The organism is Erythrobacter sp. (assembly GCF_039988855.1).
In the GTDB taxonomy this organism is placed as follows: domain Bacteria; phylum Pseudomonadota; class Alphaproteobacteria; order Sphingomonadales; family Sphingomonadaceae; genus Erythrobacter.
The window spans coordinates 34709-58328 of record NZ_JBDXIY010000018.1 but is presented as its reverse complement, the minus strand read 5'-3'; the positions used below and the strand labels follow the sequence as shown (position 1 = coordinate 58328).

General features: G+C 56.2%; 22 protein-coding genes. 9 read left to right on the top strand and 13 right to left on the bottom strand.

Annotated elements, in window-relative coordinates; translation table 11 throughout:
- Positions 1-16 precede the first annotated feature (16 nt).
- Positions 17-406 (bottom strand): hypothetical protein, encoded by a 390-nt coding sequence (locus tag ABJ205_RS11800; protein ID WP_348155986.1) that lies wholly within the window; start codon positions 404-406, stop codon positions 17-19.
- 165 nt (positions 407-571) lie between these two features.
- Between ABJ205_RS11800 and coaBC the strand changes: the two genes are divergently transcribed.
- Both coaBC and dut read left to right on the top strand, forming a co-directional pair.
- A complete protein-coding gene (gene coaBC / locus ABJ205_RS11795; RefSeq protein ID WP_348155983.1) occupies positions 572-2287 on the top strand; it encodes a bifunctional phosphopantothenoylcysteine decarboxylase/phosphopantothenate--cysteine ligase CoaBC in 1716 nt (571 codons plus the stop codon).
- Positions 2284-2742, top strand: a complete 459-nt coding sequence (gene dut, locus ABJ205_RS11790; protein ID WP_348155980.1) for a dUTP diphosphatase — start codon at positions 2284-2286, stop codon at positions 2740-2742. The genes coaBC and dut overlap by 4 nt, the downstream gene beginning before the upstream one ends.
- Positions 2743-2745: 3 nt before the next feature.
- Here the strand turns inward: dut and ABJ205_RS11785 are convergent, their stop codons facing one another.
- The 5 genes from ABJ205_RS11785 to secB all read right to left on the bottom strand — a co-directional run bounded on the left by ABJ205_RS11785 (position 2746) and on the right by secB (position 8084).
- Positions 2746-3681: a TonB family protein gene (locus tag ABJ205_RS11785; RefSeq protein WP_348155977.1), complete on the bottom strand. Its 936-nt coding sequence runs from the start codon at positions 3679-3681 to the stop codon at positions 2746-2748.
- Between the two features lie 130 nt (positions 3682-3811).
- Positions 3812-4510, bottom strand: a complete 699-nt coding sequence (locus ABJ205_RS11780; protein WP_348156207.1) for a DUF4136 domain-containing protein — start codon at positions 4508-4510, stop codon at positions 3812-3814.
- A 233-nt stretch (positions 4511-4743) separates the two neighbouring features.
- Positions 4744-5763: a tryptophan--tRNA ligase gene (trpS, locus tag ABJ205_RS11775; RefSeq protein ID WP_348155974.1), complete on the bottom strand. Its 1020-nt coding sequence runs from the start codon at positions 5761-5763 to the stop codon at positions 4744-4746.
- Between the two features lie 176 nt (positions 5764-5939).
- A complete protein-coding gene (gene murJ, locus ABJ205_RS11770) occupies positions 5940-7517 on the bottom strand; it encodes a murein biosynthesis integral membrane protein MurJ (protein ID WP_348155972.1) in 1578 nt (525 codons plus the stop codon).
- 48 nt (positions 7518-7565) lie between these two features.
- A complete protein-coding gene (gene secB / locus ABJ205_RS11765; RefSeq protein WP_348155970.1) occupies positions 7566-8084 on the bottom strand; it encodes a protein-export chaperone SecB in 519 nt (172 codons plus the stop codon).
- A 386-nt stretch (positions 8085-8470) separates the two neighbouring features.
- On the opposite strand from secB, the gene ABJ205_RS11760 reads away from it, so the two are divergent.
- The 3 genes from ABJ205_RS11760 (at position 8471) to ABJ205_RS11750 (ending at position 11052) form a co-directional block, all read left to right on the top strand.
- Positions 8471-9142 carry a Tim44/TimA family putative adaptor protein gene (locus tag ABJ205_RS11760; RefSeq protein WP_348155968.1) on the top strand — a complete coding sequence of 224 codons (672 nt, stop codon included), beginning with the start codon at positions 8471-8473 and terminating at the stop codon, positions 9140-9142.
- A 27-nt stretch (positions 9143-9169) separates the two neighbouring features.
- Entirely contained in the window at positions 9170-10474 is a 1305-nt protein-coding gene (locus ABJ205_RS11755) for a murein transglycosylase A (protein ID WP_348155965.1), read from the top strand.
- 227 nt (positions 10475-10701) lie between these two features.
- The gene (locus ABJ205_RS11750) at positions 10702-11052 is read left to right on the top strand and encodes a Smr/MutS family protein (RefSeq protein WP_348155962.1); all 351 of its coding nucleotides are present in this window, start codon (positions 10702-10704) and stop codon (positions 11050-11052) included.
- Positions 11053-11058: 6 nt separating this feature from the next.
- Here the strand turns inward: ABJ205_RS11750 and ABJ205_RS11745 are convergent, their stop codons facing one another.
- On the bottom strand, positions 11059-11610 hold the full coding sequence (locus ABJ205_RS11745; RefSeq protein WP_348155959.1) for a hypothetical protein: 552 nt from the start codon (positions 11608-11610) through the stop codon (positions 11059-11061).
- A gap of 86 nt (positions 11611-11696) precedes the next feature.
- Between ABJ205_RS11745 and ABJ205_RS11740 the strand changes: the two genes are divergently transcribed.
- Positions 11697-12653: a LytTR family DNA-binding domain-containing protein gene (locus tag ABJ205_RS11740; RefSeq protein ID WP_348155956.1), complete on the top strand. Its 957-nt coding sequence runs from the start codon at positions 11697-11699 to the stop codon at positions 12651-12653.
- Positions 12654-12796: 143 nt separating this feature from the next.
- Here the strand turns inward: ABJ205_RS11740 and katG are convergent, their stop codons facing one another.
- From katG to aroC, 4 genes are all read right to left on the bottom strand, one after another.
- The gene (gene katG / locus ABJ205_RS11735) at positions 12797-14974 is read right to left on the bottom strand and encodes a catalase/peroxidase HPI (RefSeq protein WP_348155954.1); all 2178 of its coding nucleotides are present in this window, start codon (positions 14972-14974) and stop codon (positions 12797-12799) included.
- A gap of 536 nt (positions 14975-15510) precedes the next feature.
- Positions 15511-16401, bottom strand: a complete 891-nt coding sequence (locus ABJ205_RS11730; protein WP_348155952.1) for an NAD(P)-dependent oxidoreductase — start codon at positions 16399-16401, stop codon at positions 15511-15513.
- Between the two features lie 14 nt (positions 16402-16415).
- A complete protein-coding gene (locus ABJ205_RS11725) occupies positions 16416-17435 on the bottom strand; it encodes a fatty acid desaturase (protein ID WP_348155949.1) in 1020 nt (339 codons plus the stop codon).
- Positions 17435-18538, bottom strand: coding sequence for a chorismate synthase (gene aroC / locus ABJ205_RS11720; RefSeq protein WP_348155946.1), 1104 nt, complete (start codon positions 18536-18538; stop codon positions 17435-17437). Before aroC ends, ABJ205_RS11725 begins: the two co-directional genes overlap by 1 nt.
- A gap of 123 nt (positions 18539-18661) precedes the next feature.
- On the opposite strand from aroC, the gene ruvA reads away from it, so the two are divergent.
- The 3 genes from ruvA to ruvB are packed head-to-tail and all read left to right on the top strand — an operon-like array spanning position 18662 to position 20866.
- Positions 18662-19270: a Holliday junction branch migration protein RuvA gene (gene ruvA, locus ABJ205_RS11715; RefSeq protein ID WP_348155943.1), complete on the top strand. Its 609-nt coding sequence runs from the start codon at positions 18662-18664 to the stop codon at positions 19268-19270.
- Positions 19270-19833, top strand: coding sequence for a hypothetical protein (locus ABJ205_RS11710; RefSeq protein WP_348155941.1), 564 nt, complete (start codon positions 19270-19272; stop codon positions 19831-19833). Before ruvA ends, ABJ205_RS11710 begins: the two co-directional genes overlap by 1 nt.
- Positions 19820-20866 (top strand): Holliday junction branch migration DNA helicase RuvB, encoded by a 1047-nt coding sequence (gene ruvB / locus ABJ205_RS11705; protein WP_348155939.1) that lies wholly within the window; start codon positions 19820-19822, stop codon positions 20864-20866. Before ABJ205_RS11710 ends, ruvB begins: the two co-directional genes overlap by 14 nt.
- Before the next feature lie 601 nt (positions 20867-21467).
- On the opposite strand, the gene ABJ205_RS11700 is transcribed toward ruvB, so the two are convergent.
- Together ABJ205_RS11700 and ABJ205_RS11695 are read right to left on the bottom strand one after the other, a co-directional pair.
- A complete protein-coding gene (locus ABJ205_RS11700; RefSeq protein ID WP_348155936.1) occupies positions 21468-23036 on the bottom strand; it encodes a hypothetical protein in 1569 nt (522 codons plus the stop codon).
- A gap of 132 nt (positions 23037-23168) precedes the next feature.
- Positions 23169-23471, bottom strand: a complete 303-nt coding sequence (locus tag ABJ205_RS11695; protein WP_348155933.1) for a hypothetical protein — start codon at positions 23469-23471, stop codon at positions 23169-23171.
- Between the last annotated feature and the right edge of the window lie 149 nt (positions 23472-23620).

Below are 23620 nucleotides of genomic sequence, written 5' to 3'. Positions count from 1 at the left end.
CGCCTGCGACATCGTGCTATTGCGATTCGGGCAAAACCCGCGCTGCGGTAAGCGCCAGAAGCGTAGCTAAAAGCTCGACCCCCATCGGCATCATCCAGCCTTCATAGGTCCCGTCGACAAAGACGCTGATCGCGCGCACCACGCAAACAGTTCCGATCAAGGCGGCAGCTGTATGCAATAACGTGGCATTGGCTTTCCAAGCGCCGATGATCAGGCATCCAGCCGTTACCCAGAAAAAGGATGTGAAATCACCCCTCAGTGAGGAAAGCCCTTGTGCGCTTGTTTCATCCGCCAACGCCAAACCAAAGCCTGCGCCCGAACCAACCGGATCTGTCAAAAACCCAAACCCGATAAAGATGAACAAAACGCCCAATAGAAACAGCGATACGCGCAAAATGACAGCCACAAATGATCCCCTTAAATCTCTCTTGCCCGAAGGCTTTATGCTTAAGTGCAATCTTAACCATCCAAGCGCAAGGTTTCTCACACACTTGGCGCAAGCGTCGAACGTGGCTAGACGTGGCCCAGACAAAGGCGATGTGCCCCAGGGTTTGAAGGAGTTAGACAAGCTGTGAGCAGTAAGGGACCTAAAATCTTACTCATCGTCGGTGGCGGAATTGCGGCCTTTAAATCGCTCGAGCTTGTGCGGCTTGTGCGTAAGGCGGGCGGAGATGTCACTTGCGTCGTCACCAAGGGTGGTCAGCAGTTTGTGACCCCCATGTCTTTGGCGGCCCTTTCGGAAAATCAAGTGCATACGTCGCTGTTCGATCTCAAGAACGAGGTCGAGATGGGGCATGTTGAATTGTCGCGTGAGGCCGACCTTGTGGTTGTGTGCCCCGCGACAGCCGATCTGATGGCCAAAATGGCGGCAGGCGTTGCTGATGATCTTGCGACAACTCTGCTGCTTGCCACCAATAAGCCAGTCATGGCGGTCCCTGCGATGAACGTTAAGATGTGGGAGCATGCGTCAACTGTTCGCAACGTTGAGACGCTACGCGAAAATGGCGTTACAGTAATGCACCCCGATGAGGGGATGATGGCTTGCGGCGAGTTTGGCTATGGCCGCTTACCCGAACCACCATCCATTTGGCGTGCGATTGCAGGTCACTTCGACATTGAGGTTGAAGAAGAATCACCGCTCGCGCCGGCGACCCTTCCACCAACTGAGGTGGAAGCGATTGAGCCGGAAGATGAGAGCGAAGCAGCATCTGCTGGTGGTCTTGGGGGGCTGCTCTCGAGGATTATTCCGCGCTCTACAGAAAAACGCAGCGCCGGGGAAATTCAGGCTGAGCTAGATGCACTTGGCGAAGAAGTGCCAGAGGAATTCCTAGAAGAGCTTCCCGAAGAAGATATTGAGTTCAATCCGGATCTGGATGGCTCGCCGCTTGCTGTGAAAGGCTCTGGCAAGGCTGCACCCCCCGTCAATCAGGACGCAATCAATCACGAAGTGGATGATCGCCGTCTTGCCCCTGACGCCGCCGAAGAAGGCCTCAACGACAAGGCTTCTAATCTGGAAACAGAAGAAGCCAAACCTGCGAAGATTGCCGCCAAAAAGGCCGCACCTGTCGAGGCGGAAACAATCGAAGCGGATGAGGAAGAGATTGCTGGAATCACGGCCGATGCGTCCCACCAACCGCTTGAAGGCAAGCACGTCCTGGTGACGGCTGGGCCCACTTGGGAATCGATTGATCCGGTGCGCTATATCGCCAACCGGTCCAGCGGCAAACAAGGCTTTGCAATTGCTGCTGCTGCGGCTGCGCTGGGTGCGGAAGTGACTCTTGTCGCAGGGCCTGTCTATCTGAAAACACCCAAGGGCGTTACCCGCGTCGACGTGGAAAGCGCCGAAGAAATGTCGACCGCGGTTAAGCGCGCGCTTCCTTGCGATGTTGCGGTGATGGTTGCAGCCGTCGCCGATTGGCGTCCCAAGGAATACCGCGATGAAAAAATCAAGAAGCGCGGCTCTGCACCGCCCGCGCTTATGCTAACCGAGAACCCCGATATTCTCACCAATCTGGCAGCGGGCAAAAAGCGTCCGAAGCTCGTTGTGGGCTTTGCTGCTGAAACGGAAAGCGTGATCAACCACGCCAAGCAGAAACGCAAACGCAAGGCGGTCGATTGGATCGTTGCCAATGATGTTTCAGGCGATGTGATGGGCGGTGATGAAAACGCAGTGCATATCATCACCGGGGACGGCGTTGAGAACCTTAAGGAAATGCCGAAATCAGAGGTGGCGATGGCGATTATGCAGCGCGTCGCGGACACATTCCAAGCGGAAGCAGCTGAATGACGAACACGGTTACTGTCGAAGTGAAGCGCCTGCCCCATGGTGAGGGACTGTCTTTGCCTGCCTACGCCACGCGAGGGGCGGCCGGCATGGACGTGGTGGCTGCAGAGGATGTGACGATTGCACCAGGTGCGCGCCATGCGGTGGCGACTGGCCTGTCGGTTGCAATTCCGCAAGGGTACGAAATTCAGGTTCGCCCGCGCTCAGGCCTCGCGTTCAAACACGGTATCACCGTGCCCAACACGCCTGGAACAATCGATTCAGATTATCGGGGCGAGCTCAAGGTCCTGCTCATAAATCATGGACCTGAGGATTTCGCGGTTGCTCGCGGTGACCGAGTGGCACAGCTTGTGGTTGCGCCCGTCACACAGGGGATGTGGCAAGAAGTGGACGAACTTGATGCCACGACTCGCGGTGAGGGCGGCTTTGGCTCAACCGGCGGGCACGCAAAGCTCTAGCGACTATTCCTGTGCAAAGCGCACGCTAGCGCTGTATTCTGCCTTCGCCCTGTCACCGTCTGGGCCGCGGGCAGGTGCAAACCGGGCGCGGTCCATCAATATCCGGCAGGCTTGACGGTCAAATCGGCGCGAACCAGTGCTGCGATTGACTTCGCAATCCTCAGCACGGCCGTTCTCATCGACGAGAAGAGTATAACGCAAAATTCCGCGACCCTCTCGAAAACCGCGAGAGGGCCAAGGGAGAGTGTCCTCATTGCTAATCCAACCAGCCGGATTGATTGGCCGAGCGGCTACAGACCTGGTGAGAACGGGTTGTTCGAGAGGAGGGGCGATGCCGCCTTCTCTTGTTGCGGGCTGGGTGCCTGTTGGCGTAGAACGCACTGATCGTGTGGTCGGCGCTTCCAATTCGCGGTAATTGGCACTCGCTAGCCTGCGATACCACGGGATATAGCGCCACTGCTGGGCGCATTGCTTGAGCAGGCGAAAACCCGCAGAGCTTGTCTTTAGATCGATGCGCGCGAGTTGGTTTCCACCATGGTCGACATAAAGGGTTTTTGCCGCGCGAAACGCCGCTTCAATATCCCTTGCACCCGCCGAAAGTGAATAGTTGCTGCCCGATTGATAGCCAGCAAATCGCGCGTCATCAAAAGACCAAGTTACATCGCCAACCATCCCAGTGAAAAACCGGCCGGTTTTGCGTTGAAGCGCGAGTGAGCCAGCACGGCCATCTGCCAAACGATAGCGAAGAATTACCTGCGGATCGGCTGTGAGCCGCAATTCGCACGCCCGCGCGCCTTCGTCCTGAACGACAATCCAACGTCCGAGATTTACGAATGTCTCCTCACCGCCTTGATTGCGATCTTGCTGAACAGCGCTTGCCGGTGCTGCAATCCATGCCGCTGCTGCGCCAAGGATGTAAAGAAGGCTAAGAGGTTTCATTGCTGGGCTCGTCTAGCAAGAATTGTTTCGGCGCTCATCAGGGGCGCTGACCTTTCCACAATACAAAAAGGCGGCGCTTTTCCCTTCCGCCGCCTTTTCGTCCCATCAACGGGTGGTGTTCGGGCGTGGATCAGTTTGCTGGCTTTACGCTTTTTCCATCCTCACGGATCGTAATACGCAAGACTTCACCCGAGTTTCCGGGAAAATCGGTAAAAATTGCATCAACCAGATTAGGGACGAGCGATTGTAAGCGGTTAGAGCGCGAGGCGGCCTGTGCCTGGCCCTCAAAAAGGCGCTCACCCGTGGCGGTGTTGTCGATCTTGAGGTCGATCTCGCTGGTGTAGACGGTGAAACTGCGCACATCAGGACCTGCAAGCCATGGGTCGTAAAAGCCAAAGGCAAAACTGCGGCGCGCACTAAATCCTCTGAAACGGCCAAAGCGGCCAAAGCCACCAAACCGGCCAAAGCTCCCGAAATGCCCAAAGCCTGATCCAAGATGGGTGGAGCGGATACGCTCTCGTCCATTGTCGACGCTGTAGTCAAAGCGTACCAGCAGGCTTGCCGCCTCGGGCGAAGCAGAGGCAACATAGCCGAGTTCTGCCATCTCAGCGGCAACTAAATCGGCATAGAGGGCGAACTCAAGGCCACCGGCAAGCGCCGGATCATCGGCAACAACGGCAAAGGTTTGCCCTTGCGGTGCAGGCAGCTGCGTTTGAAAACGCGAGACATCCGCTTTGAATGATGAGGCGCAGGCAGCGAGCCCTAAAGCAAGTCCTGCAACAAGGCCTGTTCGCAACAAGCGACGGCCAAATGTTGAACGCGAGGTCATATCAGGTGTGGTCATGGCATATCCTTCACAAAATCTCCAGTGCGGCCTTGAGACGAAGGCGCACTGGACAGTCCCTTGCAAGCCCGGATCGTCACCGCCCTCGCGCAGCGATCAATCATCAATGATTTGAACGGCCACACCCTTTGCGATCAGTCACTCGCGCTAATAACACTACAACCGAGTGCTGAACCCAGTTTGAACGTGTCCCACTTCGGGGTGTTCGGCAGGGTAGCCTAACCTCTGACTAGGCCCAGCGCCTTGTAAGTTGCATCAAGCGTCGGAATTCCGCGTTCGCGCGCCTGTGAGGCCCCGCGCGCAAGAATGGCATCCAACGCTTCCTGATCGTCCTTCAATTCCATGAAGCGCTCATTGATGGGGCGAAGTGTTTCAACCAATACCTCGCCAAGTGCAGGTTTGAATGCACCAAATCCCTGCCCGCCGTGTTCGCTGAGAACTTCCGCTGTACTCTTCCCGGTCAAAGCGCCGTAGATGCCAGTCAAATTTTTGGCCTCTGCGCGGTCTACCAAGCCAGCTTCCTCGGATGGAAGGGGCTCTGGGTCGGTTTTGGCTTTCTTGACCTTCTTCATAACCGTTTCCGCGTCATCAGTAAGGCTGATCCGGCTCATTTCGGAAGGGTCGGACTTGCTCATCTTAGATGTGCCATCGCGAAGGCTCATAATCCGCGCAGCTGCTGGCGGGATATAAGGTTCGGGCAGGGTAAAGAGCGGCGCGTCTTCAGCGCAGAAATCCGTGTTGAACTTTTGAGCAATGTCGCGAGCCAGTTCCAAATGCTGTTTCTGATCTTCGCCCACCGGCACATGTGTTGCTTGATAGAGGAGCACATCCGCGGCTTGCAGAACGGGGTAGGTGAAGAGGGCGATGCTCTGTCCCTCTCGGTTTTTGCCCGCCTTGTCCTTCCACTGTGTCATACGATTGAGCCATCCCATGCGCGCCGTGCCGTTAAGCAGCCATTGCAGCTCTGCATGGGCGGGCACTTGTGCTTGATTGAATAGGACGGTTTTTGTGGGATCGACTCCGCATGCAACCAATGTCGCGACCATTTCACGGGTATTTTGCGTCAGTTCAGCCGGATCATGTGGCTGTGATATGGCGTGAAGGTCAGCGAGAAAGATATAACATTCCCCGCCAGCGGCCTGCGCTTCGTCTTGCAACTTCACATAGTTGACGATCGCGCCAAGGTAATTGCCAAGGTGCGGCTTTCCTGTGGGCTGGATGCCCGAAACAACTCTCATTTTGGTTACTCTTTCTTCTGATATATTTGGGCCAGGCTTCGCTTTTAAAGCGTTAAAGCCATCGCCAGGCCGCCCGCCCACGCACTGCGAAACGCAGCGGAGCTGAACTGGCCGAGAAGAATGTGTTGGTCATGTCCATCGCCAATAGCAGATGTGTTTAACGGTGCAAGACAAGCCTATTGCTTGCGGGTGAGGGCAATGATGCGCTGTTTGTCGATGGCTCCAAAGAGGAAGGCGAGCCCGAAATAGATGATGACTGCAGCTCCTATGAGGATGCCCAATGCGCCGAGCCGGGCAAACAATCCAGCCGAGTACCATTCGGTAAGGAGATCGTTCGCATAGTAGAGGGCTGCTCCCATGGCCGCTGCTGCCAATGCTTGCTTTGCCAGACGGAAGATCAAGATGGCAGGCATGCGATAGAATCCGCGTGCGGCCAGAACGATGAGCAAGAAGCCCACATTGATCCAAGCACCAACTACGCTGGCAAACGCCACACCGATGACGCCGTAGGTTTCGAGGAAGAAAATGGTCGAAGTGATGAATACGCCAAGCGCAATAAACGCGGCCACCACTGGGGTGCGCGTGTCAGCGCGGGCGTAGAAATTGGGGACCAACACTTTCACCAGCACATACGCCGGAAGCCCTAGCACCAATGTTCCAAGCACTTCGCCTGTTACAGCTGCGTCGGCTAGATCAAAGCGCCCGCCTTGGAAAATCATCGTAACGAATGCCTCGGCGCAGATTGCCAAGGCAACAGCAGCCGGAATAGTCAGCAGCATTGCAAGTTCAATTGCATCGGATTGCAGGCGGTCCGCGCTATCCTTGTCATCGCCGCCGATAAACTTCGACAGATTGGGCAAAATTGCTGTCGCTAAGGCAATTCCGATAATCCCCAGAGGCAATTGGTTCAGCCGGTCGGCATAATTCATGTAACTGACCGACCCATCCTCAAGTTGGTTGAGGAAATACAGCTGCACCAGGGTGTTGATCTGATAGGCGCCCCCGCCAATGGCTGCGGGAAGGGCAATGACCGAGAGTCGCTTTACCTCAGGTGTAATTCGCGGCCACAAAAGCTTGGGGCGAAACCCTTCAACCCGCGTCCAATAATACAGCCACGCAAGCTGCATCACACCTGCGCCTGTTACAGCCCAGGCGATGCCATATGCGATCTGGGTAACGCTTGCGCCGGTGGTTTGGGCAAACCATTCGCCTGTCAATAATGCTGTGATCAGAACAAGGTTCAAGATGATCGGGAACGATGCACCTGGCGCAAAACGCGAGACCGAATTGAGCATGCCCGTGAACAGCGTCACTATGCTAACAAGGATGATGTAAGGGAACATGATCCGCGCAAAATCGACGGCGAGCGGATAGGTTTCCGTGTTGATCGGCTTTTCCGAAAGCAGCCAGATGACGCCGGGCATAGCGATCTCAAACACCGCGACCAATGCGATCAAAATCGGCAAGAAGACGCTCAGCACATCGGCGCTAAAGCTCTTGGCGTCTTCCATGCCCTCTTCAGCAGTCTCTTTGCCGTGCAAACGCTTGGAGAACATTGGCACAAACGCCGCAGAAAACGCGCCCTCTGCAAAAAGGCGGCGAAACACATTCGGGATGATGAAGGCCTGAAACCACGCATCCGTCACGCCATTCGCACCAAGGACGCGCGCGAAAATCATCTCGCGCGCCATCCCGGCGATCCGGCTAAGAAGGGTGAGGGACCCGATCGTCCCCACGTTTTTGAGCAGGCTCATGAGCGTAAAGGTATGCGCCGTCGACGCATGAAAGCAAGGTGTTAACCCTTACGCTGTTGGCGTGGGTGTGGTCACCGCGCCTTCTTGAGCACGTTTTGCCTGCAGTTGCTGGATGTAGAGGCCGTTGAAATCAATCGGCTCAATCATCAACGGCGGGAAGCCTGCATCACGCACCGCATCGGCAATAACCCGGCGTGCGAATGGGAAGATGATGCGCGGTGCTTCGCCGAAAAGAAAGGCATGCGCTTGTTCTTCGGGAATGTTGCGAATGCCAATAAGCGCACAGTAGGCGAGCTCAATAATGTAAGCCGGGCCTTTTTCGCCAGCCGCCGTGATGTTGATTTTCAGCTCAACTTCATGGACCTCGTCGCCTTTGGCCTCTGCGCCAATGTTGAATTGGACATCTACCTTCGGCTGATCGGCCCATTGATACACGTCAGGCGCACTTGGGTTTTCAACTGAAAGGTCTTTGACATATTGCGTAATGATTCCAGCGGCTGGCTGATCATCGCCCGTGTTTGCGCCCATATTGTCGAGATTGGTGAGAACGTCGCCTTCGTCGGCCATAATGAAGTGTCTTTCGATACAAGTGTTCAAGTGTCTTTGCCGCGGTCCAGAAACAGTGCGGGCGCAAACACGTTAATCCGGTGAGCGCGCCTAGCAGGGGGCAAGCCCAAGGGCAATCGGTGGGGCAATATTTGCTTGAGAATGGGATGTCGGGAACGATTTGACTGCAAATCAAACCGTCCTCACTTACAAATTGCCCTATTCTTCGTGCGATTCGGCGTTGGAGAATTGAATTTTCTCCCTATCTATGGGACGAACAATGGTGCTTTTGAAGCATCCTACGCCAATCCGGGGCGTATCTCGTGTTGGCATACACTTTCAATTCAGTCATGGTGACTAAGATTGAAGTGGAAAATGCGCGAAAGCGGCCAGATCAAGGAAGTAACGTGATTGTAGAAATCGTCATCCTCGCAATGATCGCAGCCTTTTTGGGGCTGCGCCTGTACTCGGTGCTCGGCCGCCGGGCAGAGCATGAAGAGGAATCGATCCCGCAACGCTTTGAGCCGAGCGATAAGATGCCTGCACAAACACCCGCAACGGGGCAGTCGGCGCAAGCGGCGCAGGTGCGTCCTGCTGAGCTCGAAGGCGTGATGCCAGCCGTCGAAAGCGGCATTCGCGACATCGCCAATGCTGATCGCAATTTCGACTTCGCTTCCTTTGTTGAAGGTGCAAAAGGCGCTTATGGAATGGTGCTTGAAGCATTTTGGGCAGGGGACAAAGACACTCTTCGTGAACTGTGTGACGATGATGTGTTCGCAGGGTTTGAAGGTGTGATCGATGAACGCGAGGCCGCTGGCCACACGCTACAGAACAAATTGATCCGTATCGAAGAAACCCGCGTGCACTCTGCATCGCTCGACACTAGCAAGTTTAGCAAAGTGGCGCGTATTGCGATTATGTTCGTTGCCGACATCGCTGCGGTCACACGCGACAAGGATGGCAATGTTGTCGCAGGAAGTCTCGATGATGCGGTTGAAAGCCGCGACATCTGGACCTTCAGCCGCGATATTTCGTCGCGTGATCCCAACTGGATCCTCGACGAAACCGACCAAGCTTAGGGTCGAGGCTGGAAGGGGGGCTTCGCGATGTTGCGTCTTCGCAGGCAAAACTCGAACTCTCCGGCAAGAACCATCCGTCTTCAAGGGCCAGAAGCGGTCCGGCACGCACCGCGCTCATTAGGCGCTGGTGCGGCTGCACTTGCCTCGCTTGTTCTTCTTTCTGGCTGCTTGCGGCTTGTGCCAGACGTAAGTCCGCCGAGCCCAGTTCTGCCGGTCCCTCCACCTGTGACCACCGGTACAAGCGCTGCTCTTTCGGGCGTCGTGCGGGGACCAAGTGTTGGCGCGCTCGGAATCAGTCAAAGCGATGCAGGAACAGCTTTGGCAGGCTTTGTCGAAAGCTGCCCGCAACTCCTTCGCCGCGAAGACAGGAGCGGCCTTTCGTATAACACCGATTGGCGTCCAGCTTGCGAGGCGGCTGTGGGTTGGCCGTTGCGCGATGCTCCGCGTTTTTTCCAAACTCATTTTGAAACCGCACGTGTGGGCGATGGAAGCGCTTATGCGACCGGCTATTTCGAGCCAGAGATCGCTGGGTCTCGCACCCGTCGACCCGGATTTAATGTGCCGGTTTATGTGATGCCTGATGACCTTGCGCGGGGTTGGCCTGCCGATGTTCCTCGATCAGAGCGCACTGGACGTGCGCCTCTTGGCCGTCGCAAGCCTGATGGGTCATTTGTGCCATATTACGATCGCGCCGCGATTGAGGATGGCGCATTGACCGGACGTGTTCCCGTCATTGCCTATGCAGCTGATCCGGTGGAGTTCTTCTTTCTACAGATACAAGGTTCGGGCCGTTTGCGGACCCCGGAAGGGGAGATCATTCGGATCGGCTATGCTGGGCAGAATGGCCGCGGATACACCGGAATTGGCGGAGTCATGCGCGAGCGTGGGCTTTTGGGTAACGGCCCAGGGCAGTATTCCGGTTCTATGCAAGGGATCATGGCTTACATCCGCGACAATCCGCGCGATGGCCGCGAGCTTATGCGCCTCAACAAAAGTTGGATATTCTTCCGCGAACTCACCGGTGATGGCCCCCTAGGCGCGCTTGGCGTACCCGTTCGCAGCCGCGCCTCAGTCGCCGCGGATCCGGCATTCGTTCCACTTGGTGCGCCTGTGTGGCTTGACCTTGATCGCAACGAAGCGGATGGTCTTTGGATCGCACAGGATACAGGCGGCGCGATTAAAGGCGCAAATCGGTTCGACACTTTTTGGGGTGCTGGCGATGATGCGCGCCGGATTGCGGGCGGGATGAGCGGACGCGGTTCTGCTCTGATTTTCCTTCCAAAAGGAACCGTCGCACGCCTCGATTCCCGAAATTCAAATAACCGGCGGTGAGCTTCCCGCGCGGCCTTAGTGAACCCGAGCAGCGCGCTTGGGCTCGTCTTGCATCGAGTGTAACACCGATGCCGGGAAAGAAAGTCCCGGCAGCACCTCAAGACGCGGTCCCTGAAACCAAGGCCAAACCTCAACCCAAGCCAGCGACAAGCGGGTTACCTAAACAAGCCTTGATCGCAAAACGACCACTTACGCGTACCAACAGCCCGGCCCCAACAAAACGCCCCATGGCGTCCAACCAACTTGATGGTAGTTGGAACCGCAAATTGAAATCGGGCCAGATAGCGCCAGACTATACGCTCGATTTACATGACCATAATCTGGATCGAGCTTATGACCGGATCATGGGTGGGCTCGATCAGGCCCGCATGATGGGCGCTCGCGTTGTTTTGGTTGTTGCGGGGCGAGAGCGCCCGGTGGACCCAGCTGACCGAGGTTCAAAGCGCGGGGCAATTCGGGCAAAACTATTGGATTGGTTGGCGGTCAGTCGTCATGCGGACTCCATCGCAGCAGTGCGGCGTGCCCACATCCGGCATGGCGGAGAGGGCGCGCTTTATCTGGTGTTGAGGCGGTCCTGATCGGTTTCACCCGAACAGCATCACATTCATCAAACGGCCCGGTAGAATGATCGCGAAGATCCCGGGGATCATCAGTGCGCCAAGGAACAGGCCCACGATCTCCGCCTTATGGCGCTTGATGTCGCCTTTGCGTGCGCTGCTGACGATCAACCACGATGCGCGGTAGGTTAGCGGCACAAAAATGTGAATCCACGATAGCGCCATGCCTTCGTGGATGAATAAGGTAGAGGTCGCAGTGACCACCATCAACGCTACCAAGAGCTTTCCCAACGCCTTGTGCATCGCAGTGCCTTTGGGCGCGAGCAGCAAGTAGAGACCCAAAGGGACGCATGGGACCACTGTCGTTACATGGAACAAGACTGCGGCATTGCTGAGGTGAGGTAGGTCTGGCGCATAACCAAGCAAGGCCCGTGCAATGGCAAGTACACAAACGGCTGACATCGTGGAGCCTGCGAAGATCACCAAAGCCCGTGTGATAAGCCCCAATTGCATCACGCCTTTGGGTTGGCTGAGGCGTTTGAAAGTGCTCAACGGGCTTGGGAAAGTTGCTGCAGTCATGATGGGTCTTTCAGGTTCATTTGCGTCGCTGCAACCCAATGTGACCTGTGCCAGCCCGCCATCAATCGTATATGCGCCGGTTGGCTGTGACCTTCGCGAAATGGCATAAGGCTGCCGGGATTTCTGGAGTTTGCCACTTTACGAAGCGCGAATGGGCAGGCACCTATGGCGGTATGAACAGTATTTCTGGTGAAGTGACGAGCCGTGAAAAGACGCTCAGCTCTCGAGCGGCATTCTGGCGCAGCACGCTCACTGACCTTGCAATCATGACGACAATTGGCCTTTTCTTGGCTGTTATTGGCCCGTTTGGATCGATTGAATTGCCGATCAGCGTACGGCTCGTCACTTGGCTGACTTTCTCCTATCTTGGCTATGCTATCTATTCGCCGATGGGGTTCTCCGTGGACCGGTTGCACGTAGCGCTCGACCTTCCGGTTCTGCCACTCTGGATCGGTGCCGCTGCGGTCGCGACGGTACCGATGACCATTGCGGTCTACTTCGTCCAATTCATGCCCAATTGGCCGAGGATGCCTGCGCTTGAGGAAGCGCTCACGAGCTATTTCTACGTCTTTGTAATCGGCGGCGGCATCACCTTGTTGTTTAACTTCATTGGTCCGCGTGCCAATAATGGACGAACGCAAATGGCGGATGCTATGGACCATGACGAAGCCAGCGAATTTGAATCTGCTACGCCGGGATCGACGGATGAATCGGTGACGAAGGCGGCAGCAGCAAATCCACTCATTGATGCTCTTCCACCAGTTCTTGGCAGCGATGTGATCGCGCTTGAGATGGAGGATCATTATGTTCGGGTGCACACCGCGCTTGGTTCAGAATTGGTCCTTATGCGTCTGCGCGATGCGATGGTGCATGTGGCCGATATCGAAGGGCGTCAGGTCCACCGAAGCTGGTGGGTGGCGCGCCTTGCAGTCGAGGATGTACGCCGCGAAGGGCGTAATGTGCGGCTGGTTTTGCCCGGTGATTTAGAAGCTCCGGTTTCCCGCGCTCAAGTGGCGGAGTTGAAGGCAGCCGGCTGGTTATAGCTTGGTGTTTGGTCGGCACCAGCCCTCCTTCCTTTGTGAAGGTCAGCAATAAAAAAGCCCCCGGCGATTATCTCACCGGGGGCCTTCTGTGATCCAAGAACGGGAACCGGGGGGTGGCCCCAGACTTGGTTCAGCGTTCCAGTTTAGAAACGACCGGCATCCATCACTTTGGCGAAGGCAGCCACGAAGTCGTTCACGAACTTCTCTTCGCTACCTGCTTCTGCATAGACTTCGGCTTGCGCGCGAAGCTGTGCGTTAGAGCCGAAGATAAGGTCAGCGCGGGTTGCGCGGAACTTCTCAGCGCCCGTCTTACGGCAGGTGCCCACGTATTCTTCGTCTCCTGAGCCGTCGACCGGGGTCCACTTGGTGCTCATGTCGAGAAGGTTGGTGAAGAAGTCAGTGGTGAGCTGGCCCGGACGATCGGTGAAGACGCCGTGACCGGTGTTGCCGCTAACCGCACCCATCGCGCGAAGACCGCCAACCAGAACGGTAAGTTCTGGAAGTGACAGACCCAAAAGGTGTGCCTTGTCGATCATCATGTCTTCAGTTTTCACTGAAAGCTTTGTTTTAAGATAGTTGCGGAAACCATCGGCAAGCGGCTCAAGCGGGTCGAAGCTTTCTGCGTCGGTCTGTTCTGCGCTTGCATCGCCGCGGCCACCGGTGAACGGTACGCTTACGGTGAAGCCAGCGTCTGAGGCCGCTTTCTCAACGGCTGCGTTACCAGCAAGCACGATCGCATCAGCAACCGAGATAGAACCACGAAGCTCTTCGATTTTGGCGAGAACGTTTGAAAGCTCTGCTGGATCGTTTGCCGCCCAATCGTTTTGCGGTGCCAAACGAACACGTGCGCCGTCACTGCCACCACGGTGATCAGAATTGCGGTACGTGCTGCCGCTCGCCCAAGCTGCTTTCACAAGTTCGCTGACCGACAGGCCAGAGGCGAGGATTGCTGCTTTAAACGCGTCCGCATCAGCTGACGAAGGTGCAGTGCCAGCAGGCACTGGATCTTGCCAGATCAGGTCTTCTCCAGGAACTTCTGGACCTTGGTAACGAGCCTTTGGCCCCATATCGCGGTGGCACAGTTTGAACCATGCGCGAGCAAATGCGTCATCAAGCTCAGCTGGGTTTTCAAGGAAACGTTTCGAAATTTTCGCAAATTCCGGATCGCGCTTGAGAGCCATATCAGCCGTGGTCATCATTGTCGGGACCTTTTTGTTCGGGTCGCGAGCATCAGGTGCCATGTCTTCCTCAGACTGATCGATCGGCTGCCATTGGTTTGCACCCGCCGGGCTTTGAACCAGCTCATAGTCATATTTGAACAGCAGGCGGAAAAAGTCGTGTGACCATTCGGTTGGATTGTTCGACCACGCGCCTTCGATACCCGAAGTGGTGATGTGACCTTTGGCAATTTCATCAGCATCCGTCATCCAGCCAAACCCTTGCTGATGAAGGGCTTCACTTTCAGGACTGCCTGAGAATGTGTCAGAAGGCTGTGCGCCGTGCGCTTTACCAAAGGCGTGTCCACCAGCGGTCAGGGCAACGATCTCTTCGTCGTCCATCGCCATATTTGCAAAGGTGCGGCGCATATCGCGGGCCATGCCTTCATCATCATGCGAATTTCCGCCTGGACCTTCTGGGTTCACATAGATGAGGCCCATTTGGATCGCCGCGAGCGGGTTTTCGAGCTCCATTTCCTTGTCAGGCTGGATGCGGGTTTCGGCACCGGTGTCGACCCAAAGGTCTTCTGTGCCCCAGTAGACCATCTCTGGCTCGTAAACGTCGGGACGACCGCCGCCAAAACCAAAGACAGGTCCGCCCATGCTTTCAATCGCGACGTTACCGGCAAGGATGAACAGATCAGCCCAGCTGATGCCTTTGCCGTATTTTTGTTTAATCGGCCAAAGAAGGCGGCGCGCCTTGTCGAGGTTGCCATTGTCTGGCCAGCTGTTGAGAGGTGCAAAACGTTGCTGACCTGCACCTGCGCCGCCGCGGCCATCGCCTGTGCGATAGGTGCCGGCTGCGTGCCATGCCATGCGGATGAAAAACGGGCCATAGTGACCATAATCCGCTGGCCACCAATCTTGGTCATCGGTCATCAAAGCGGTGAGATCCGCTTTGAGCGCGCTGTAATCAATCGCGTTGAACGCAGCGGCGTAATCGAAATCTTCGCCGTAGGGGTTGGCTGATTTGCCTTGCTCAGTCAGCAGGCCAAGGTCGGTCGCCTCTGGCCACCAATCTTTGTTGGTGCGGCCCAACAACGTGCGGCTTGCGCCGTCGCCGTGGAATGGGCAGCCGCTGATATCTCCGGTTTTTGCGTCCATTGTCTCTTCTCCTTTGGGATAGTCTTATCCGACTCGAAACGTGGGAGCCGGAAGTGCTGGGACTTCAATGATGCAGTGGGGTCGCCCGGTCCAATCGATTAATCTGTCGAGTTTGATTGTAAAAACCGATGAGACACGAACCTATGCCAAGAACGTGTCTGCAATCGCCGAATTGCCACATCCGGCAAGCCGATTACTGTCGCTTCCGAAGTTCTAAGACGGAGAAAAAAAGAACCGGAAGCCGCCTTTTCCAAGGGGGAGAGGAAAGTCAGGCGACTTCCGGTATTTTGCGACACATTGCCCAAATAGATGTGGGCTTGGTCGAAGGTGCGAAGCGATCCGGCGGAGGGGGAGGCCGGTCGCCTCTTTGACGGGTGGGGGGACCCGTTGAGAAGTCAAATAGTGGTTCAGCGTAAATTTGGAAATGTAGAGATTCGATCAGAGCGATTAGGAAAACTAATGTAACCGTTTTGACCAATGGACTTTGAAAATATCGCTTTGAAAGTAAGAGGTTTATGCCAACCCAACGACCGGCGTCATTCTCTCCTGAGGTCGAAGGGCGCGCTTTGGGGCAATACCTCCAAATCGCTGCGATCTGTCTGAACCAGCACCTCTTCCCAACCCCAGCGCGTCTTCCATCCGAGATCGGTACACGCGGCACCTGAATCATAAACACGGTCAATTGTCCGAGGCAGGTTCCATCCCCGCTCGTCAAACTCTTTAGCGAGCGCTGGTGCACGAGCCCGGATTATGTCGGGCGCCGCTTGCCTCAATCCTTCGCAGTCCTCGCGGGTGAAGGGTGAGTCGCCCGACAAGATGAAGCGTGCGAATGCGGTGCCTTCATGAAAAAGAGCCGTGCGGTGACCCTCTCCCACATCGCGTGCATCAATCCCGCGATGTAAGCGATATGTTGCCATTTGCGGTGCGCTTTCCGGGAAACACCGAGACATACGCAGCGCTCGAACAGGAAGGTCGCTCGACGCGAGATCTTCAAGCCGCTCCTCCGCCGCTAATTTTGTGCGGTGGTAGATGCTTTTGGGCAAGGGTTGTGTTTCTTCATTGATCCATGTGCACCTTTCTGGCTCAACCGCATGACCATAAAGCGCGGTGGTTGAGGTATAAAGGAAGCGCTTTACACCGGCGGTAAGCGCCCAACCGTAAAGCTGAGCTGTGCCGGCCACATTCACTCTGGTAAATTCACTATCCGGCATTTCGCCGACATGCGGCGCGTGCGGACCACCTGTATGGATCACTGCGTCCGCCCCTTCCAGCAAAGGACGCATCACACTTTCTTCGGTTAGATCCCCGACTGTGTGCGTGACCGAAAAGGGCCTCGGGTCAATGCCGATAACCTCGTGTTCGCCGCAGCAAGCATTAAAGATAGCGCGGCCAATGCGGCCAGAAGAGCCAGTCAGAATGATCTTCATACGCGTCCTCCTGCTCAAGCCTGCGTGATAGACCGTTTCGCCTCGCGAAAGCTCACCAATTTGCGCGAATCTTCGTCCCACAGGGCCAGAAACATGGTTCCAAAGGCATCACGCACGGTGACTCGGTTGAACTCTGCCAATTCAGGGTGCGCTTTTAATGCTGCTGGCAGCCGGTAAAACGGAATGCGGCTCACCAAATGGTGAATATGGTGGATCGCGATGTTTCCGGTGAACCAATTCAGCACCGCAGGCAGATGCAAATATGAACTGCCCTCAATCGCAGAGGCGTGATAGTTCCAATCTTCGCGGTTTTCCCAATAGGTGTCTTCGAATTGGTGTTGGACATAAAACAACCAGACACCCACCGAGGCGGCGGTCAAAAGAACAGGCAAAAACACCATCGCCGTGACAGAGGCTCCGAACAAAAGGCCAAGAGTGACGAGCAGCGCGCCCGTCACCGCATTGGTCAAAAGCGCGCTTATCCAATACAGCCAGCCTGCTTTCATAAGGCCAATCGGCAGGCGGTGCCGCAGCAAGAAGAGATAGGCAGGACCTACCCCCATCAGGACAATGGGGTGGCGGTAAAGCCGGTATAAGAACCGACCAAGCCTGCCCTTTTCACTGTATTCGCGCACAGTCAGAGTATCAACATCGCCAAAGCCGCGCGCATCAAGATTGCCAGTACTCGCATGGTGCAATTCATGGCTGCGCCGCCAACAATCATACGGCGTCAATGTGAACACACCCAACGTGCGGCCAAGCCATTTGTTCGTGGTCTGGCTCTTAAAGTAGGAGCCGTGCCCGCAATCGTGCTGAATAATAAACAACCGCAAAAGCAGCATCCCTGCAAATGGGGTCAACGCAAAAGCAGCGTAATACCCCGCCTCCACCGCAAATAACATAACGGTCATCAGGCCTGCGAACGGCAGTATCGTGGAGGCGACTTCCCAAATGCTGCGTCCTACGCCTGGTGTGCGAAATTTAGAAAGCGTCCGCGCAAGCTCGCGCGGGTTTGGCATCGATGGTGTTTGCATTATGCGTCGCCGACTTGTGCACGATGAAGAAGCTTTTGATCGGCGAGGACAAGTGCCATCATCGCCTCCACAACCGGCGCACCGCGGATGCCTACGCATGGATCATGGCGTCCCTTGGTGCGGACCTGTGTCGCCGCGCCATCCGATGTGATTGAATCCACTGGTGTGAGAATCGACGATGTGGGCTTGAAAGCCACGCGGCAAACCACAGGCTGTCCGGTTGATATACCGCCTGCTGTTCCGCCTGCATGGTTGCTCTCGTAAACAGGACCCTTTTTATTTGAGCCTTCGGGAGCGGGTCGCATTGCGTCGGCGTTTTGCTCTCCAGTCAGGCGCGCAGCCTCGAAACCATCGCCGATTTCAATGCCTTTAGTCGCGTTGATCGTCATCATTGCAGCGGCCAGTTCGCTGTCGAGCTTGGCATAAACTGGAGCACCCCATCCCGCTGGCACGCCTTCGGCCACACACTCGACGACCGCACCCAAGGAAGAGCCACTCTTTCGTGCATTGTCGACCAATTCTTCCCAACGTTTCGCTGCCCAACTGTCTGGGCAGAAGAAGGGGTTCTTATTGATTTCATCGAAATTGATCGCATCGCGCTCAATCTTATCGCCGCCAATTTCGCACACGAAACCGGTGATTTTGACCTCAGGAACAACCAAACGCGCCACTGCGCCTGCTGCTACTCGAGCCGCCGTCTCTCGCGCGCTCGACCGGCCACCGCCGCGATAATCGCGAATGCCGTATTTCGCATCATATGTGTAGTCGGCATGGCCAGGGCGGTAGCTTTTGGAGATTTCGGAATAATCTTTGGAGCGTTGATCGGTGTTTTCGATCATCAAATGGATCGGCGTACCTGTGGTGACTTGCACACCCTCTTCATTCGCAAACACACCAGACATAATTCGGACCTGATCTGCCTCTTGCCGCTGAGTTGTGTATTTGCTTTGCCCCGGACGGCGCGCGTCGAGGAAGGGTTGAATATCCTTTTCGGTGAGAGGGATACCCGGCGGGCATCCATCAATAACCACGCCCAATGCTGGCCCGTGGCTCTCTCCCCAAGTGGTAAAGCGGAAGACCCGCCCGAAAGTGTTGAAGCTCATGGCAAAGCGCTTTTGCGCAAAGTTCGGCCTTTGTCCATTAGGCAAAAAGCTCGGTTCGTCTCATATGCGGACAAATGAGGGCCACGGCTGGTATATCGCGTCACTTTGCGTCAAGAACAAACCATGATTGCAAAGCTATCCGGCAGGCTCGATGAAGTTGGCGAAGATTGGGCCATCGTGGATGTGCAGGGTGTGGGCTATCTCGTCCACTGTTCCGCGCGCACTTTGTCGGCAATGGGCGAAGTGGGTGAGGGGTGCACCGTGCACACCGACCTGCAAGTGAGCGAGAACGATATGCGCCTGCTCGGCTTTGCCGAAAGCGCAGAGCGCGATTGGTTCCGATTGCTGACTCAGGTCCAGGGCGTGGGCAGCAAGGTTGGCCTTGCGATCCTGTCCGCACTCTCGACCGGCGAATTGCGCGATGCCTGCGCGGCGGGTGACGCGGCGAGTGTGGCACGGGCGAACGGCGTCGGGCCGAAACTGGCCGGGCGGATTGTGAATGAGTTGAAGGATAAAGCCGGAGCGCTTCCCGGTGGCGGCATGGCAGGTGCTAGTGTCGGCGGCGCAGCCCCCAAGGGCGGTGCGAGTGCCGATGCGTTGAGCGCATTGGAGAACCTTGGGTTCAAGCCAGCAATTGCCGCGCAAGCAGTATCGCGCGCGCTGGAGGAATTGGGCGAGGGCGCAAGTGAGGGCGACCTGATCCGCGTGGCGCTGAAGAAGGCGGCTGGGTGATGAGTCAAGATCATGTAGAACCACCAATTGACGATTCCGAGATTGCAGTTCTTAGAGCAGGTGCACAGCTCATCGCTGATGACGCCTTGCGTTCAAGAGACTATCTTACCGAGCAGTTCGCCAGCCTAGCGCGATGGCTCATCGCTTCACTTTTAGCTGTGAACAGTGGTGCCTTGATTGCTGTTCTCAACTCTGATGCTCTGAGTTTATCGGGCAAGCAAGTAGGTGGAGGCGTGCTTGCAGCTGCTTTGTGTGCAGTCCTGATCTCGGCTTACGCCAATATGCGAAGCGCAAAAGCACTAATGCCGAAGATGACTATGCAGCAAGACTACTGGGCTGGCGTAGCGCTTACGGGTGAACGCGATGAAGTCGAAGAGGCGAACTTCTCAATTGATTGGGACAAAGACGGTCCATGGGAAGTGGCCGCAGATTGGTTAGCTTGGATCTCGTTTGTTTTGTTTGTGTCCGGGTTGGTTGTCTGCGGGTTCGCCCTAGAAGACAAGGACTCTCCGGCAGGGCAGTCGGTTGAAATCACCTGCGATTTAGCCAATGACCGAAGCTGACCTGCCCATCCACTCAGGCGAAAACCAACCCGGCGATCCGGATACGGCTTTGCGCCCAAAACGCCTCGCCGAATTTATCGGTCAGGAGGGGGCCAAGGACAACCTTCGCGTCTTTATCGACAGCGCACGGTCGCGCGGGGAAGCGATGGATCACACGCTCTTCCACGGGCCTCCGGGACTTGGAAAAACCACTCTTGCTCAAATTGTTGCAGGCGAACTTGGTGTTGGCTTTCGCGCGACCTCTGGACCGGTCATCGCCAAGGCAGGCGACCTTGCCGCGCTGCTCACCAATCTAGAACCGCACGACGTGCTTTTTATCGATGAAATCCACCGGCTAAGCCCTGTTGTGGAGGAGGTTCTTTATCCTGCGATGGAGGACCGCGCGCTCGATATTATGATCGGGGAGGGTCCCTCTGCGCGCAGCGTGCGTATCGACTTGCCGCCATTCACTCTGATTGGAGCAACCACTAGGCAAGGCCTGCTCACAACGCCCTTGAGAGACCGGTTCGGCATCCCTGTGCGTCTCCAATTCTACAGCCATGACGAGCTCGATCTTGTGGTCACTCGTGCGGCTAACTTACTAGGGTTAAACATTGATCCGGCAGGCGCGCGCGAGATCGCCCGGCGTTCGCGCGGCACACCGCGTGTGGCAGGGCGCTTGCTTCGGCGTGTGCGCGATTTTGCTCATGTTGCAGGCGAAGGCACGGTGACGCGCGAATTGGCCGATGATGCGCTCACCCGGCTTGAGATTGACAGGCTTGGTTTGGATGCGATGGACCGGCGATACCTCACAATGATTGCAACCACTTACAAGGGCGGCCCAGTTGGCGCTGCTGCTCTTACTGCTGGCCTTGCCGAGCAGCGCGATACGGTTGAAGAAGTGATCGAACCCTACCTAATTCAGCTAGGATTGATCGCGCGTACAGAACGTGGGCGCATGCTTAATGATGCCGGTTGGGAGCATTTGGAAATGACCAAACCGACTCTTCGAAAAAACGATCCGCAAACCGGCCTGTTCGATGAAAATGGCTAACTAAGCGGCTAATTTTGGTCTCAAAACGGGACAGCGAGCCTGAAATCACCCCGATCTGAACTCTTTGCGGCCTCTGCCGGGCCTCGAACATGGTTAATCCCATTGCGGTCAACCTAATTTCAATACCATCACAGCATTGGAAAGTGGTGAAGGTGCAGACCGGCTGCACCCGGCCACAACATGCAAGGTTCGAATTTATGTCGATCAAGATGGTAACAGCTAAACTCGCGGCAACGGCCGCTGGAGTTGCGCTCCTGCAAGGTGGGGCGGTTCGGATAGCTGAGCCTTTGAACACCGATGAGCCGCGTTTCGCGTCGGATGCAGACGGCAAGCTGGTTGATTCAAAGGCGCTCCCTGTTGCTCAGCCCATCGGAGAACCGCGCTATGTGAAAACAGGCGCAGTTGCAAAACCGCGTTACATCAAAACAGATCGCAGCCGCGAATTGCCGCCTCTTCCAGAGGTTGAGCCTGATCGTCGTCGCCGGATTGTTGAGCGCACGATTGAATGTCAGCCCGTGCCAGGCGGCTTTGGTCCCCTTAGCGGTGAACGTGATGTGGTAGCCGGAACCACATCGCTGCCAGCTGGCGCGGTTGAAGCCTATTATGACGACGCAGAATGTCCGCCGATTGCGCAGGTCGCATATGCACCGGCTCCGCTTCCGCCCCTCCCGCCAATCCGCGGTGGCGGTGGTGGTGGCTTTGGCGGCCCGATAGCGGTAGGCGGTGGCGTTGGCTTTGGCGGCGGATTCTTCGGCGGCTTCTTTGGTGGCAGCGGCGGCGGAGGCGGTGTCTCCTCGGGTAATGTATCGACCACGACCACAACATCGGGTGGTTCTTCCGGCGATGTTTCGTCAAGCACTAGCGGTGGCAGCACGAGTACAAGCGGCGGCAGCACGAGTACAAGCGGCGGCAGCACAAGCACCGGTGGCAGTAGCACTGGTGGATCGAGCTCAAGCACTTCGGGTGATGTAAGCACTTCCGGTGGCACAAGTTCAGGTGGCACGCCAACGAGCACGACGACCACTACAACGACCACGACCACGTCGGGCAATGTCTCGAGCAGTACGTCAGGCAACGTGTCTTCGAGCACATCCGGGAATGTTTCGAGCACAACCTCAGGCAACGTCTCGAGCACGACATCGACGACGTCTGGCAATATCTCGAGTTCAAGCACATCCGGAAACGTTTCGAGTACCTCGACGACGTCCGGTAACGTCTCGAGCACGAGCACAACCTCGGGCAATGTTTCCAGCACGTCAGGCAATGTTTCGAGCACGAGCACCGGTGGCGGATCGTCTTCGTCGAGCTCGTCATCATCGTCTTCGAGCAGCTCAAGCTCATCTTCGAGCTCATCGGGTGGCAGCAGCAGCGGCGGCGGTGATCCAGATCCGGGCGGTTCTGGCTCATCATCTTCGTCGTCTTCGAGCTCGTCATCATCATCTTCGAGCAGCTCCTCATCAGGCGGTTCCTCTGGCGGGGCAACGTCCGGCGGTAGCACAGGCAACTTCAGCAGCTCGACCAGCTCATCTTCAAGCAGCTCGTCTTCAAGCTCATCGTCTTCATCCGGCGGGGCGAGTTCAGGCGGTTCGAGCAGCTTTGGTGGTAGCTCGTCCTCGTCCAGCTCAGGCTCTTCATCGGGCAGCAGTTCGTCAAGCGGAAGCAACACCACCACCGGTGGCAGTTCGGGCGGTTCTTCGAGTTCATCATCAAGCGGTAGTTCATCGTCTTCGGGCAGCTCAGGCGGCTCTAGCAGCTTTGGTGGTAGCTCATCGTCGTCGAGCTCGGGTTCGTCGTCCAGCAGCAGCTCCTCAGGTGGCGGCTCAAGTTCGTCATCGGGCAGCAGTTCAGGGTCATCAAGCAGTAGCTCTTCAGGCGGTTCATCCAGCTTTGGAGGCACTTCATCGTCGAGCTCAGGTTCTTCAAGCTCAAGCAGCTCGTCCAGCTCAGGTGGAAGCTCAAGCTTTGGCGGAACGACCTCGACTTCGACGTCAGGTTCTTCCTCAAGCAGCAGCTCTAGTTCATCGAGCAGCAGTTCAAGTTCGAGCGGCGGTAGCACCTCAAGCAGCAGCGGCGGCACGGATGTGCCAGCGCCGCCAATGCTGATCCTATTCGGGCTCGCGGCTAGTGCGATCCTTTCTCGCCGTGCATTCGGTTCGAAAGCGAAAAACACGGTTGAGGGCGGCGAGGGTGCACAAGTTTAACCGGTCCCCGTTCCGGGGTGGCAAAAAAAGGGCGGCTTCCAAACCGGAAAGCCGCCCTTTTTTCATTTTGCGCGAATGTTAGCTCCGCGTATTTCGCCTGATCAACCTTCAATACCGTTACCAGAAGACTGGCTTCGGCGCCGATTGTTCCCAGTTGATTGGCGTGATGATTCTGCCATTTCGTCCCACTCTTTGCGAGACGCGCAAACCTTCTTTTTCATCCGCGTACCAAGGACCGAAACCCTGCGGCAGACGCGCTCGTCTTCATCTTTGAGCTCTTCTTCGCTTTTAGCAGAGGAATCAGCCTGATCGGTAAGGGCCACTTTTTGCAATGCGGGCACCGCTGGTGCGTCGCCTTGGGCAGAGAACGCCAAAGAGGCGGCGAGAATTGATTGGATCAACATATTGGATATTCCTCTTGAGAAAAGTCTCGTGCAGAGTTTTCTGAACGTGCCTTTACTAGAGTGGTGCCCATGATGCCAGTTTTGATCGTTCAAATGTCAACCAATGCCCACAAGCGGCATTCCGGCAACAGATCAAACCGGACATTTTG